General features: G+C 52.3%; 12 protein-coding genes and 1 riboswitch. Of the genes, 8 read left to right on the forward strand and 4 right to left on the reverse strand.

From position 1 onward, the window contains the following. The first annotated feature begins 37 nt into the window (after positions 1-37). Both GOM71_RS00825 and GOM71_RS00830 read left to right on the forward strand, forming a co-directional pair. Positions 38-994: a sugar kinase gene (locus GOM71_RS00825; protein WP_367649409.1), complete on the forward strand. Its 957-nt coding sequence runs from the start codon at positions 38-40 to the stop codon at positions 992-994. A gap of 2 nt (positions 995-996) precedes the next feature. Further along, positions 997-1,794, forward strand: a complete 798-nt coding sequence (locus GOM71_RS00830) for a DeoR/GlpR family DNA-binding transcription regulator (RefSeq protein WP_156277407.1) — start codon at positions 997-999, stop codon at positions 1,792-1,794. Positions 1,795-1,856: 62 nt separating this feature from the next. On the opposite strand, the gene GOM71_RS00835 is transcribed toward GOM71_RS00830, so the two are convergent. The 3 genes from GOM71_RS00835 to nagB all read right to left on the reverse strand — a co-directional run bounded on the left by GOM71_RS00835 (position 1,857) and on the right by nagB (position 5,534). Continuing rightward, entirely contained in the window at positions 1,857-3,320 is a 1,464-nt protein-coding gene (locus GOM71_RS00835) for an ArnT family glycosyltransferase (protein ID WP_156277409.1), read from the reverse strand. Positions 3,321-3,615: 295 nt separating this feature from the next. Next, the gene (nagA, locus tag GOM71_RS00840) at positions 3,616-4,809 is read right to left on the reverse strand and encodes an N-acetylglucosamine-6-phosphate deacetylase (RefSeq protein WP_156277411.1); all 1,194 of its coding nucleotides are present in this window, start codon (positions 4,807-4,809) and stop codon (positions 3,616-3,618) included. Then, entirely contained in the window at positions 4,806-5,534 is a 729-nt protein-coding gene (nagB, locus tag GOM71_RS00845) for a glucosamine-6-phosphate deaminase (RefSeq protein WP_156277413.1), read from the reverse strand. The genes nagA and nagB overlap by 4 nt, the downstream gene beginning before the upstream one ends. Positions 5,535-5,726: 192 nt before the next feature. Here nagB and fni point away from each other — a divergent pair, with 192 nt between their 5' ends. From fni to GOM71_RS00860, 3 genes are all read left to right on the forward strand, one after another. Further along, positions 5,727-6,800 carry a type 2 isopentenyl-diphosphate Delta-isomerase gene (gene fni, locus GOM71_RS00850; protein ID WP_156277415.1) on the forward strand — a complete coding sequence of 358 codons (1,074 nt, stop codon included), beginning with the start codon at positions 5,727-5,729 and terminating at the stop codon, positions 6,798-6,800. Positions 6,801-6,826: 26 nt separating this feature from the next. After that, the gene (locus tag GOM71_RS00855; RefSeq protein WP_156277417.1) at positions 6,827-7,837 is read left to right on the forward strand and encodes an MBL fold metallo-hydrolase; all 1,011 of its coding nucleotides are present in this window, start codon (positions 6,827-6,829) and stop codon (positions 7,835-7,837) included. 98 nt (positions 7,838-7,935) lie between these two features. After that, positions 7,936-8,024, forward strand: a riboswitch (cyclic di-GMP riboswitch). A gap of 57 nt (positions 8,025-8,081) precedes the next feature. Beyond that, entirely contained in the window at positions 8,082-9,761 is a 1,680-nt protein-coding gene (locus GOM71_RS00860; RefSeq protein ID WP_173275024.1) for a choice-of-anchor A family protein, read from the forward strand. Positions 9,762-10,110: 349 nt separating this feature from the next. Here the strand turns inward: GOM71_RS00860 and GOM71_RS00865 are convergent, their stop codons facing one another. Further along, positions 10,111-10,650 (reverse strand): phosphatidylglycerophosphatase A family protein, encoded by a 540-nt coding sequence (locus GOM71_RS00865; RefSeq protein WP_156277421.1) that lies wholly within the window; start codon positions 10,648-10,650, stop codon positions 10,111-10,113. Positions 10,651-10,778: 128 nt separating this feature from the next. Between GOM71_RS00865 and GOM71_RS00870 the strand changes: the two genes are divergently transcribed. The 3 genes from GOM71_RS00870 to rdgB all read left to right on the forward strand — a co-directional run bounded on the left by GOM71_RS00870 (position 10,779) and on the right by rdgB (position 13,391). Continuing rightward, complete coding sequence (locus GOM71_RS00870) at positions 10,779-11,828, forward strand: GerMN domain-containing protein (protein WP_156277423.1); 1,050 nt, start codon at positions 10,779-10,781, stop codon at positions 11,826-11,828. Between the two features lie 186 nt (positions 11,829-12,014). After that, positions 12,015-12,755, forward strand: a complete 741-nt coding sequence (gene rph / locus GOM71_RS00875) for a ribonuclease PH (RefSeq protein WP_156277425.1) — start codon at positions 12,015-12,017, stop codon at positions 12,753-12,755. Then, positions 12,756-13,391: an RdgB/HAM1 family non-canonical purine NTP pyrophosphatase gene (rdgB, locus tag GOM71_RS00880; protein WP_156277427.1), complete on the forward strand. Its 636-nt coding sequence runs from the start codon at positions 12,756-12,758 to the stop codon at positions 13,389-13,391. Positions 13,392-13,429 lie beyond the last annotated feature (38 nt).

The raw sequence follows: 13,429 nt of genomic DNA on the forward strand, positions 1-13,429 counted from the left end.
GAGCTTATACCTTACAGTCGTTTAGGGGGAGAAATGCGTGCACAAGACATCACCGGATATTGTTACTTTTGGGGAATCGATGGCGTTGTTCATGCCACAGGAGCATAAAGCGCTGGAGCGGGCGACAACGCTGGAGCAAGGTTTTGGCGGTGCGGAAAGCAACGTGGCGATCGGCATTGCAAGACTTGGAGGATCGGCGGGCTGGTTCGGCGTTCTTGGCGACGATCCGTTTGGCAAAATGATTCTGAAAACGCTGCGCGGTGAAGGCGTTGACGTATCGCGCGCGAAGCTGTGCAGCGAAGCGCCGACAGGCATGATGTTTCGCGAGAGCGTTGCAGGACGCATGGCCGTTCATTATTACCGCAAGCACTCTGCAGCGAGCCGCATGGAGCCTGAAGATTTGGACGAGGACTACATCCGCGGAGCAAAGCTGCTTCATGTGACGGGCATTACGACAGCGATCAGCGAAAGCGGGCGCCGCACGGTCCGCCGCGCGATTGAGATTGCCAAAGATGCCGGGGTCAAAGTGTGTTTCGATCCAAACCTGCGACTGAAGCTATGGTCGATTGAAGAAGCACGCGAAACGCTTCTTCCATTAGCGGAGCAAGCGGACTATTTCCTTCCCGGTTGGGACGAGCTCAAGCTGCTGTACAACACGGATAGCTTTGAAGTCATTAAAGAAAAGCTGCTCGGATTAAATGCTGTAACGGTTGTCAAAGGTTTTGGCGATACGACGCTCGTGTTGGACAACGGCACGGAGACGTCGGTTCCATTCTATCCTGCGGAGAAGGTCATTGATACGGTCGGTGCCGGAGACGGCTTCTGCGCCGGATTTCTGGCGGGCATCATGAAGGGAATGACGCCTGCGCAAGCAGTTGGCTTGGCGAGTATTAATGGTTCGCTAGTCGTTCAAATGCGCGGTGACTGGGAGGCGCTTCCGGAATGGAGCGCTGTTGAGCAGCGGATGTCTTCCAAAGTGTGGGTGGAGCGTTAATTATGGCGGATCCGGGTTTAACCGCGTCGAAGGGCCAGCGCCGCCGGGAAGCGATTCTACAGCTGCTCAAGCAGCAGGGGCGTATTACCATACAGGATATAGTGGAGCGGTTTGACTGTTCCGAAGCGACGGCCAGACGGGATCTCGAGCAGATGGAGTCGCTGTATCCGATCATTCGTACAATCGGCGGAGCGATGTACGACGGCATGAATGCGGTGCGCGATGTCGGATTTGCCGAGCGTGAAGGGCTGTCGATTTTCGAGAAGGAACGGATTGCACGCAAAGCGGCTTCCTTAATTGAGGAGGGCGATGTCGTAGGCTTGTCCGGCGGCACGACCAACTATCTCATTGCGAAGGAGCTCAAATTCCGCAATGGCATTACGGTTGTCACGAACGCGGTCAACATCGCAATGGAGCTTGCCGGCAGCGCGGTTCAGGTCGTCGTGACCGGCGGCATTATGCGCCATAACAGCTTTGAGCTGTGCGGACCGCTCGGCGAAGGGATGGTTGCCCATTTGAACATTGGCAAAATGTTCATCGGCGTCGACGGCATTTCTGCAGTCGGCGGAATTACGACCTATTCCGAGCAGGAAGCGCAAATCGCGAAAGCGCTAATCAAGCGTTCCCATACGACGTATGCGGTGTTTGATCAGTCTAAGGTAGGCAAAATGTCGCTGTTCTCTATTGCGGCTTTGTCGGAGCTTCAGGCGTTCATTACGGACGTCGCCGTTCCGCCAGAGCTTGCGGCGGCGGCCGAGCAGCATCATATCAGCATCTATGTAGCTGAAAATAGCGACTAGTAAAAATGGCGTCACAGATTTCATATCTGTGGCGCCATTTTTACGTTTTCGGTCAACTGCGGTTAACTATGCGTTGACGGCTGTTTGTTGAATTTCCTTTGCATCCACAGCTGCAATCGGAACACTCCGTAGCTTTGAAGCACAATATAAGCGGGCATAATGTCGAGTCTGTATCGGGCTTGAATTTCGATTGCTAAATGAATGAGCGCATATCCGATCGCCAAAAGCAAAAAAAGCGCAGCTGCGGATACTTTTCGTTCCCGGAAAAGAAACAGAAGCGCAAACAAGCCAAAGACACTCATTGCAATATAGGTTGCTCGTTCAATGGCAACAACGGTATTGTTCAGAGCCGGTCGGTTCATCTCGGAAAGGCTCCAGTAAGCCGCATCGTCTTTGGCTCCCCAGAACAAGTACAGCTTTCTCGCAAATAGCGCGGCGACCGCTCCCTTGTCGGCAAGCCTTTCCTTTACGATAGCGAGCTCCGCCTGATCTCGCTCCTCGCCCAGCTTGTAGTTGAGCACATGCTTTGCGTCCTCAAGCGACCATTGCCCGTCCGTTTCCGTGTTGAGACCAACGACAAATTTCCAATACGGCTCCCGGCTGGATAACGGATATTCCGTGTAGCCGGCTTGCATGAATGAAGCGCTCACGATCATTTGCAGCAAATAAAAAATGGCGACCGCTCCCGCCAGCTTTGAGACGGTTGCCAGCCATAAGCGCGGTTCCTTTATTTTCAGTTTCGGAAGGAGCTCGTACAGCAATACAAAGATCACTAGCGCGATCAAATAGATAGTGCCGATCGGGCGGAACAGCTGTCCGAGTCCGAAGCATAGTCCGATGAAGAGCCAGGCACTGCGGTTACGCCAGCTTTTGACCGCCAACAGACAGCCTAGCATAAAGAAAAACATAGATAAATGCTGATTGCTCAAGACGGAGCTCATCATAATATTCGGAACGTAAAAAGCGCAGAATAGTGCGGCGATCAGCGCGCTTTGTTTATTAAATGCGGCAGCTGCAGCAGCATAGACAAGACCGACGGCGCCTGTGCCGAGCATAACATTTACAAGCTTCAATACGAGCATCGGATCGTTGAATACCGAGATGATCAGTGCTTCATACATCGTAAAGCCCATCTGGTATACCCATGCCGAGAAGTATTCGGTGTTGTTGAAGGAAAAATCGCCGGCTGCGGCGCTGAGCGCAGCGTTATACATAAATAAAAAGTCCGATGCCGGAGGCGTGTCAATCCACAAAATCCACGCCAGACGAACGGAAAACGCAGAAGTCAGAACAATTGCAATCGGCCAAACTTTGGCAGAAGGACGGCTGGCCGCTAGACGATTTATGCCGAAAGCGGCGCCGATGGCGACGGCAAATGCAAAAATTGCTCCAAAAGTGGCGGTTATGGGCGAACCTAGGATAAATGCGGAATTAAAGAAGGATGAGACAGCGGCCACTCCGAACAGAATGCAGCCGATTGCGAGAAGTGTTCTGAAACTAATAACGGTTAATCTATCGGCAATCATAGTTGCTCCTTTCCTGCGATTGAGCTTAAGTAAGTCCAACCTATTTTAACCTAAATACCCAATTAGCACCACCTTGTCTGAACTTCATAGAGAAATCCGTTAGAAAGGTAAGGCATATCGGCTTAAATGGCGGGACAGGGCGGCAGTCGAGGGGAAGAGAGCGATCTACGGCCCAAATCGGTCTTAGATCAGTTTATTGGCCGAAAACAAAAAATAAGGCCAATATGGCCTTATTCAGCAGAGTGTGGTGCATCCGCCAGTCGAAGACTGGACTGCTTAATCTATTAAGTTCAAATTATTGCTGTTCGAGCTCGAATACCAATTTGCCGTTGACCCAAGTTCGCAGCACGCGATTGAAAGTTGTGTCGGCAAGCACCAGATCGGCGCGCTTGCCGATTGCGATGGACCCGGTCGCATTGAACATTCCTAATTGCTTGGCGGCGTTGCCGCTTGCGCAGCGGCTGACGTCCATTACGGACATGTCCGTCTGCTCGAGCATAAAGCGGAAAGCGCCGATCATAGTGAGCGTGCTGCCTGCCAAATTGCCTTCCTGGAGCCGAGCGACGCCGTCTTTGACGATAACCGGGAGTCCGCCGAGATCGTATTCGCCATCGGGCATGCCGGCAGCGGACATCGCATCGGAAATGAGGATTAGTTTGTCGGCAGGTTTCGAGGCCGTAAGCAGACGGATTGCACCGGGATGGACATGCAAGCCGTCTGCAATCAGCTCGGCGCATATGCGATTGTCTGACAAAACGGCGCCGACCGTTCCCGGTTCCCGATGATGGAGCGGCCGCATTGCGTTGTACGTATGGACAGCATGCGTCAAACCGGCATCGGCCGCTTCTTGCAACACGGCATAGGTCGCATCCGTATGACCGCACGCGGCGACGATGCCGTGATCGGAGAGCCAGCGAATAGCATTTATCGCTCCCTCGTTTTCCGGGGCAAGCGTGACGAGCTTTATTAATCCGGGGTACCGGCGCTCCCAATCCTCGAGCCAATCGACGCGAGGCGGCGACAAGTAAGCGGGATTTTGCGCGCCGATCCATTTCAAGCTAATAAATGGTCCTTCCGTATGAACGCCGTACAAAGCTGCATAGGGCATCTCTTCGGCCATGAAGCTGCTTGCGGCATCCAATACCGCATCGATCGCCTCTTTTGAGGCGGTCATCGTTGTTGCCAGCATGCCAGTCGTTCCTTGCGATGCGTGATAACGGGTAATCGCTTCGTAGCTTTGTTTCGTTGCGTCCATAAAATCGCCGCCGGCGCCGCCGTGGACATGGATATCGATAAAACCGGGCAGCAGCCATTGTCCTTGGCCGTCGATGCGAACAGCCGCTTCCGCCGCTGCGCTTGCAATTGACGCTGCGTCTTCATGTATAGCGGCGATCACGCCATTTTTGACGTGAACAGCGCCTTCTGCAATTGTTTCTTCTAATACAATTTTGACATTCTCTATAAGCCAATCTTGTTCATGCGATGTCATTGCGCTAACTTCCTTCCGGCTTCGCGGTCGAGCAGCACAGTTACGCGCGGATGCGTCTGCAGCAGCGAAGCCGGCACATCGGTCGTAATCGGTCCGGTCAACGCTTGCTTCACGATATCCGCTTTATCTGCACCTCGCACGACAAGCAAAATGTTGTTTGCTTTCAAAATCGATCCTACGCCCATCGTTACCGCATACTCAGGAACCTCGTCCATCGAGGCGAAAAAGCGGGCGTTCGCTTCGCGCGTTTCTTCCTTCAACTCAACGACATGCGTTCCTCCCGACAGCTTATCGCCCGGCTCATTGAAGCCGATATGGCCGTTATGGCCAAGTCCGAGAAGCTGAATGTCGATCGGCTGCTCTTGCAGCATGCGATCGTAGCGCTCGCATTCCGCTGGCAGATCCTCCGCCATGCCGTTAGGCAAATGGGTTTGTTCGGACGGAATATCGATATGTGCAAATAGATGTTGATTCATATAGTAAGCATAGCTCTGGTCATTGCTTGACCGCAAGCCGACGTATTCATCCAAGTTGAACGTCGTCGCTCGTTTGAACGATATGTGTTCGCTGCGGTGCATATCAATCATTTTGGCATAAATGCCGATTGGCGTCGACCCGGTTGCAAGGCCAAGAACCGCCTCAGGGTTGCCGCGAACGGCGCTTACGATGAGTGCTGCAGCATAAGCATCAAGCTCTTGAGTTGTTTCAAACAATTTAATATCCATAATTATTGTCCTCCAACTTCATCTGATGATTCTATCATATGCTATAAATATCTTTTTAACAATAAAAATGATTGGAAATTTCATTATTATGATTATAAACATCATAATTAATGATGGATATGAACGTTGTTGCCCGGTGACCGAGCGCTGCGTTATGATGGACGGAGCGCATAACGTTTTAGGAGGTTCACGATGAACGAGCAAAAGATAGTGGCTGAGGAAGCGGCAGTCACAGCGAAAAGAAAGGGCGAGCATATACGCATTTGCCTTCAGGAGGAAGTCGGCGGAAACGGCGTCGAAACGGGACTTGACCGTTTTCGGTTTTGGCACAACCCGCTGCCGGAGCTTTCTTTTCATAACATAAACTTGAATACGGAGTGGCTGGGCCGCAAGCTGCGGGCGCCTCTGCTCGTCAGTTCCATGACCGGCGGAACAGATGAAGCGGGAGCGATCAATCGGCGTTTGGCGGAAGCGGCTGAGCATTGCGGCTGGGCGATCGGTTTAGGTTCAATGAGAGCGGCGATCGAGCAAAAGGATTTAGCCGCTTCATTCTATATTCGAAAGGAAGCGCCTACAGTTCCGGTAATTGCCAATTTGGGAGCCGTTCAGCTGAATTACGGCTTTGGTGCTGATCACTGTATCCGTGCTGTTGAAATTGCGGAGGCGGATGCTCTCGTTCTTCATTTGAACAGCATGCAGGAAGTGTTTCAGCCGGAAGGAAATACGAATTTTGAAGGCTTGCTGGCGCAAATCGAAACGGTTTGCCGCACTCTTAACGTACCGGTTGGCATAAAAGAGGTTGGTTGGGGCATTGATGCTGAAACCGCTGTCCGGCTCGCATCGGCAGGCATTGCTTTCATCGACGTAGCCGGCGCAGGCGGTACATCGTGGAGCCAGGTGGAGAAGTATCGCCTCAGCGATTCGATGCGGAAGCAAGCTGCGGAAGCGTTCGCGGATTGGGGGATTCCGACGGCCGAGAGCATTCGCGAGGTTCGGAGCAGTGTGCCAGATCTGCCTGTCGTTGCCAGCGGGGGATTGCGCCACGGAGTAGACGCGGCGAAAGCGATTGCGCTAGGCGCACGGATTGCCGGCTTCGGAAGAGTGCTCCTGCCGCGCGCGGCGCAAACGGATACTCGAGTATCCGTCGAGCAGCTGATCGAACAATTTCAGCGTATTGAATTTGAGCTGCGTACCGCCATGTTCGGCATAGGAGCGGCTTCAATTGATGCGCTTCGCACGACAAATCGGCTTGTGGAGAAAGCATAGCGGCTATTACAGGAGGGCTATGAACAATGAACGAGTCAGGACAGAAGGCGGAAACGGCCATTTGGAATGAAGGCTGGATTCAGGTGAAAGTTCCGCTTCCTTTTTCATTGAAATGGGTTAACAGTTATGTCATACCCGAGCCGGATGCGAGCGGTTTTACGATCATTGATCCGGGGCTTCGTACGGAGGATGCGATTGCAGCCTGGAACGAGGTCTTCTCTCGCCATCAGTTGGAAGCCAGCCGGATTAAGCGGATTATCCTAACTCATCAACATCCCGATCATTATGGCTTGGCCGGGTATTTTCAACAGCTGAGCGGGGCTCCGGTATATCTATCGCGAAGATCGCATGCGTATGCGGTTCGTTTGTGGGGAGAGCACAGCCATTATGCCGATGAGCTGCTGAGCCAATTTGAAGAGCATGGCATGCCAGAGGAGCTTCGCTCGTCAATTGCCGGGAATTTGGCATTGTTCAAAGGGCGCGTAAGTCCGCAGCCTCAGATTACTTATATAGAAGCGGGAGAAACGATTGCCTTCGGAGGCTACGACTGGAAGCTGATTAACGCTCCAGGACACGCTTATGGTCAACTGCTTTATTATGAAGAAAGCAACGGATGGCTATTTTGCGGCGACCAGGTGCTTCCCCGCATAACGCCCAACATTAGCGTCGTCCCAGGAGAGGAAGAAGATCCGCTTGGTGATTTTTTAGCCAATTTGGACGAGCTCCTGCAATATGAGGTGAAGCTTGCTTTTCCGGGGCATCGTGATCCTTTTGACAGCTTTTCAAACAGAATAGAAGAGTTGAAGGGGCATCATATCCGCCGGTTGGAGAAAATGAAAGGGCTGCTCGAACAGCCTATGTCCGCTTTCACGGTATGCGAAGCGTTGTTTGGCGCGAGCTTGCGCAGCAATCCGCACAATTTGCGATTTGCTATGTCGGAGACGCTGGCGCATCTCTTTTATTTAGAACGGCGCGGCGACGCTAGCCGGAAGCGTGATGAGGCTCGGGTTTGGCTGTATTCGTCAATATCCTGTTGAGATGACTGCCAAATGGAAAAATTAACTATTTTTCTTCTTGACGAGCTTTTTGTTTCGTAATAAACTTGAACAATAAGTTGCTACATATAGTAACAATTACATGTAAAACGCAAACCGTTCGAAAGGGCGGGACGCAAAGTCAGGAGTCTTCTGTACATAAGTGTACAATGATCGTCCGACTGCCATGATGATTCTTTCATGGCAGTCGGATTTTTTTGTTTATACCAAGTGGGGAGGAAAATTTATGAGAAAGAAGTTTAAATCTGCTTTCCTGATGGTCTTGTCGTCGATCGTTATTTTAGGAGCGGGTCTCAACGCAATTGCTAATGCTTCTTCGTCCTCATCTTCCTATTCGGGTCTGGGCGTTGCGGGAGATTACAATATTTTCGTGCTTGGCACTGTGAACTTGTCTACAACGGACTCGGAGGGCCCGGTAGCGGTGGGCGGGTCAGCAACTTTCAACAACTATACGGTAAACAGCAGTGGAGTTGCGGTTGAGAATGCCCTTGTTGTCGGCGGAGCACTTTCGTATAACAACGGAACGGTTAAAAACGGGAAAGTCGTCTATGGAGGCAGCATTTCAGGCAATGTTACCGTAACAAACGGCACGGAACCGGAACAGGGAAATCCGATCGATTTCGATAAAGAAGCCGCTTATTTGAAAAACTATTCCGCTAAGCTTTCCGCTTTGAAAACGAACGGAACGGCAGAAGAAAAATACGGAACTTTGACGTTGACGGGTACAGACAGCGAACTGAACGTATTTAGCATTAATCAGGACTGGAGCGAATTGGTCATAAACGTGCCGGTCGATTCTACGGTTGTTATCAATGTTCGCGGGACGAGCAGAACTTTTGGAACGGCGAACACATTCTGGCCGGATAAAAATCATAATTTGCATGAGGATACATATCCGGAACGTGTTCAACGACTGCTGTTCAATTTCCCCGAAGCGACGAATTTGGATGTTAAATATGCTGGAATGCGCGGAACATTGCTGGCACCCTATGCAAGCGTGCAAACAACTTACTCCAATATCGCAGGCAATATTATTGCAGCATCGCTTTCTGGATATGTAGAAGCTCATGATTTCCCGTTTAACGGCGATACGACGCCGCCAAGCGAGACACCGAGTGAAACGCCAAGCGAAACACCGAGTGAAACGCCAAGCGAAACACCGAGTGAAACGCCGAGCGAGTCGCCGAGCAGCACGCCAAGCGAGTCGCCGAGCAGCACGCCAAGCGAGTCGCCGAGCAGCACGCCGAGCGAGTCGCCGAGCAGCACGCCAAGCGAGTCGCCGAGCAGCACGCCGAGCGAGTCGCCGAGCAGCACGCCGGACGAGTCGCCGAGCAGCACGCCGAGCGAGTCGCCGAGCAGCACGCCGGGCGAGTCGCCGAGCAGCACGCCGGGCGAGTCGCCGAGCAGCACGCCAAGCGAGTCGCCGAGCAGCACGCCGAGCGAGTCGCCGAGCAGCACGCCGAGCGAGTCGCCGAGCAGCACGCCGAGCGAGTCGCCGAGCAGCACGCCGAGCGAGTCGCCGAGCAGCACGCCAAGCGTTACGCCAGGTCCAACAAGCACACCTATTGCAACATCAACACCGTCTGTAACGCCAGAGGCAACGCCAAGCGCAACGCCGGAAGAAGAAATCGAAATTACGCCTGATCCTACGCCGCTGGGACCTGTTGAAGAGGAAATTGACGAAAGTCCAATTCCGGAAGGCAATGTTGACGGAGAAGATGCGCAAACAGGAGATGATCAAACAGACGATGAGAGTGAATTGACCGTCGATCAAGAGGAGCAGCCGCTTGGAACGGTTGAGGTGGACAACTTGCCAAAAACGGGCGAGTCCAGCGCGCTTCCATTCTATGCAGCAGGATTACTGCTGGCAGCTGCAGGATTCATGCTTCGCTTTAGAAAACAATAAAACGAAAAGCCGGGAAGGCGCTGATGCGCTGACTCGGCTTCTTTTTTGGATAACTGTATTTCAAAACTGCAATCGTACATCTTTATCCTATTTTCGTTTAGAATGGTACTCCAATGCCTGCAAAAGTGCAGTTGTTTTGCTTTTGTCCCTCGCAAAGTAGATTTCGGGCCGCCGAAAACTGTATTTTTGCAGGAATAGGCTGACTCAGACGAATAACAGTTCATAAAAGCTGCACTTTTGCAGGTTTATGTTAAAGCTGCACCCAACCGATGTACAGCATCTCTAAACCTCCCGGCAGTACAAAAGAAAAAAAGCCTTCGCGCGGGCGCGAAAGGCTTTTTTCATGCAATTAATCAAGAGGCGGTGTCGTGCTGCCCTCTCGTTCAGCCTGCTTCCGGTGCGCAATTCGGCTTGCGGCGGATGCGGCTATAGCGCCTACGATGTCATCGAGAAAGGTGTGCGTATGCTCGCCGTTTTTCTCGTTAAGTTTTTTCAGAATGCCAGGTTTCAGCTTGTCAATGTAACCGAAGTTGGTAAAGCCGATGCTTCCGTACACGTTTACGATCGACAGCGCGAGCACTTCGTCGCAGCCGTAAAGCCCTTCATCGTTCTTAATCATGTCTTGGAGCGGAGCGATAAGCTTGTTTTCTTCAGCCAATATGTCGAGCTGAATGCCGGTCAGCACCGCATTTTGCACCTCGCGCTTGGATAGCACTGCTTCTACGTGAACGACGCATTCATCCAACGACAATTCCGGAAAATAATCTTTTTGCAAAAAATGTACGAGTTGTCCGATTTGCGTCTTGCTTACGCCGCGTTTCGTCAGCCACTCGTCTGTCGCTTCTGCAACTTTGCGGCTATTCAGGCTGTATGGGTTATTAAAAATCATTCGATTTCCCCCTCATATTTTGTGGACAAAACTGGTCTAAAACAGGGAAGGGCTCGTATACATATTACTAAACAAACAAGCAAATGTAAAAAGCCGCGAGGCAATAATCGATTGGGGAGGAAATGGAAATGGTTCAAACAAGATGGATTCGACGCGCCGCAATCGGCTGCTTGCTCGTACTGCCGATCATCGCTTCGGGATGCGGGCTATTCTCAAAGCAAACAAACGGGGCGATCGACCCGCCTAAGACGAACGCAACGAACAGTATCGAAGGCACGAATACCGGACAGGCTGTAGAGCCTGGACAAGACGGCGATTCTGTTACAGTTTATCTTCAGGACCGCAATGGTTACTTGGCGCCGGTGGCGCTGCAAACGACATTTGGAGAAAAAGAATTACCGGGCCAGAAAGCATTGGAAATTATGGTAGACGGCGGCGTTTACGCAAGCCAGCTTCCTGAGGATTTCCGCGCTGTATTGCCGCAAGGCACGCAAATCAAATCGTTTGCGATCGAGAATGGTTTGGCCAAAATTGATTTCTCCGAAGCGTTCAACAACTACACGAATACGGATGAGCGTACAATTGTCGAGGCAATCACTTGGACTCTGACGGCATTGCCTGAAATTAAAGGCGTAGAAATTTATACAGAGGGCGAACGGCTGAATGAAATGCCGGTTGACGGCTTTCCGCTTGACGAGCCTCTCACGCGCTCGGTAGGCATCAACCTGGAGGCGGCTGACGGCGTCAACTATGCCAACTCAACGCCGGTTACGCTATACTTCTCCTCGCATACGTCAAACGATGAGCAGTATTATGTTCCAGTAACGCGCCTTATCGCCCGTCCGGAGTCGAAAGCGAAAGCTGCGCTGGAGCAGCTGATCTCCGGCCCGCTGAACAAAAAAGAACTTACGGCCGTTATTACGACTGACGTGCTTGTTTCCAAAGTAGAAGTGAAGGACGGAATCATAACGGTTGACCTTGAGGATCAATTGTACGAGGAAGGACAGCCGGCTCCGCAAGAAATGCTGGAAGCTCTCGTGCTGTCGATTACGGAAAGCACAGGCGCTTCGCAGGTTCAAATTTTGCTTAACGGCCAATCCAACATCATTGACGAAAACAATAATGAATACAATAAGCCGGTATCGCGTCCGCATCACGTGAATGCGATCAAGAGCTAAATAAACGCTGCTTAGCAGCACGAGAGAGGAGCCGCAAGGCTCCTTTTTTTGTGCAAAGGGCAGAATACAACAGTACGCGTTTTTCCTTGCGCTGCGCAGAGGAGTGATTTTCGCCATGTACTTTGGTAAAATAGGAAAGATTGTACGCTACATAGCAGTATTAATGGATTCCAGGAGGAACGAAAAATGAGAGTGGATGGTCGTCAGCCAAACGAATTGCGGCCGGTTAAAATTACGACCGGCGTTAACAAATATGCGGAAGGTTCCGTTCTGATCGAGGTCGGAGAGACGAAGGTAATCTGTACGGCAAGCGTCGAGGAACGCGTTCCGCCATTCATGAAAGGACAAGGGAAGGGCTGGATTACGGCCGAATACTCAATGCTGCCCCGGGCGACGCATTCCCGCAATCAGCGGGAGTCGGCCAAAGGCAAGTTGACGGGCAGAACGATGGAGATTCAACGGCTGATCGGCCGCGCGCTTCGTTCGGTTGTTGACCTGCAGGCGCTTGGCGAGCGGACGATTACGCTCGACTGCGACGTTATTCAAGCAGACGGAGGCACGCGCACGACTTCGATTACCGGTTCTTTTGTCGCGCTTTGCCTTGCAGTGAACAAGCTGTCGCAGAACGTTGCGTTTGCCAAATACCCGATTACCAGCTATCTTGCTTCGGTCAGCGTAGGCGTCATTGCGGATCGGACATTGCTTGATTTGAACTATGACGAGGATTCCAAGGCTAAAGTAGACATGAATGTAGTGATGACCGGCAGCGGCCAATTTGTCGAGGTGCAGGGCACCGGCGAAGAATCTCCGTTCTCGCGCAGCGAGCTGAACGGCCTGCTGGAACTTGCCGAAAGCGGCATTGCGCAATTGATCGAGATACAGCAAGAAGCGCTTGGCGACGATGCGGGACGGATCGGTGGAGAGTAGATGGCGGAGACGAAAATTTTAATTGCAACCAAAAACGAAGGGAAAGTAAGGGAGTTCGCTCATGCGCTCAGCAAACTGGGCAAAGAGGTTGTGAGCCTGAACGACTTTCCGGCTTTTCCGGACATTGTGGAGGACGGAGATACGTTCGCCGCGAATGCAAGAATAAAGGCGAAGGCAGCCGGCGACGCTTTCGGCGTGCAAGTGCTTGCTGACGATTCCGGCTTGCGGGTGAAAGCTTTGGGCGGCGCTCCAGGCGTCTATTCCGCGCGTTACGCGGGCGAAGGCGCTTCGGACAGCGACAATAACGCCAAGTTGCTTAAAGAGCTTGCAGCGCTCGACGCACCCGCCGCTGCGGAGCCGCTGAATGACGGTACGCGGCTGCTCAGCGGCGCGCAGTTTGTCTGCGCGCTGGCGCTCTACGATCCGGCAACCGGATCGTTCACCGAAGCTGAAGGCACAGTGGACGGGCTTATCGCCGATCGTCCGCGAGGCGACGGCGGCTTCGGCTATGATCCGCTGTTCTGGCTCCCGCAGCTTAACCGCGCGATGGCGGAGTTGTCGAAGGAAGAGAAGCGGCAAATCGGCCACCGGGGTCATGCGTTGGAGCAATTGTTGCAGAAGCTGTCCTCGCTTTAGAACATAAGAGGAGCGCTTAATAGAAAGAGACCTGCCTC

Source organism: Paenibacillus sp. NEAU-GSW1 (assembly GCF_009737085.1).
GTDB lineage: Bacteria > Bacillota > Bacilli > Paenibacillales > Paenibacillaceae > Pristimantibacillus.

What these genes read in the sequence shown, in the direction of transcription:
- GOM71_RS00830 (WP_156277407.1), top strand. Translation starts at nt 997, where the DNA reads ATGGCGGATCCGGGTTTAACCGCGTCGAAGGGCCAGCGCCGCCGGGAA.
- GOM71_RS00835 (WP_156277409.1), bottom strand. Translation starts at nt 3,320, where the DNA reads ATGATTGCCGATAGATTAACCGTTATTAGTTTCAGAACACTTCTCGCA.
- nagA (WP_156277411.1), bottom strand. Translation starts at nt 4,809, where the DNA reads ATGACATCGCATGAACAAGATTGGCTTATAGAGAATGTCAAAATTGTA.
- nagB (WP_156277413.1), bottom strand. Translation starts at nt 5,534, where the DNA reads ATGGATATTAAATTGTTTGAAACAACTCAAGAGCTTGATGCTTATGCT.
- fni (WP_156277415.1), top strand. Translation starts at nt 5,727, where the DNA reads ATGAACGAGCAAAAGATAGTGGCTGAGGAAGCGGCAGTCACAGCGAAA.
- GOM71_RS00855 (WP_156277417.1), top strand. Translation starts at nt 6,827, where the DNA reads ATGAACGAGTCAGGACAGAAGGCGGAAACGGCCATTTGGAATGAAGGC.
- GOM71_RS00860 (WP_173275024.1), top strand. Translation starts at nt 8,082, where the DNA reads ATGAGAAAGAAGTTTAAATCTGCTTTCCTGATGGTCTTGTCGTCGATC.
- GOM71_RS00865 (WP_156277421.1), bottom strand. Translation starts at nt 10,650, where the DNA reads ATGATTTTTAATAACCCATACAGCCTGAATAGCCGCAAAGTTGCAGAA.
- GOM71_RS00870 (WP_156277423.1), top strand. Translation starts at nt 10,779, where the DNA reads ATGGTTCAAACAAGATGGATTCGACGCGCCGCAATCGGCTGCTTGCTC.
- rph (WP_156277425.1), top strand. Translation starts at nt 12,015, where the DNA reads ATGAGAGTGGATGGTCGTCAGCCAAACGAATTGCGGCCGGTTAAAATT.
- rdgB (WP_156277427.1), top strand. Translation starts at nt 12,756, where the DNA reads ATGGCGGAGACGAAAATTTTAATTGCAACCAAAAACGAAGGGAAAGTA.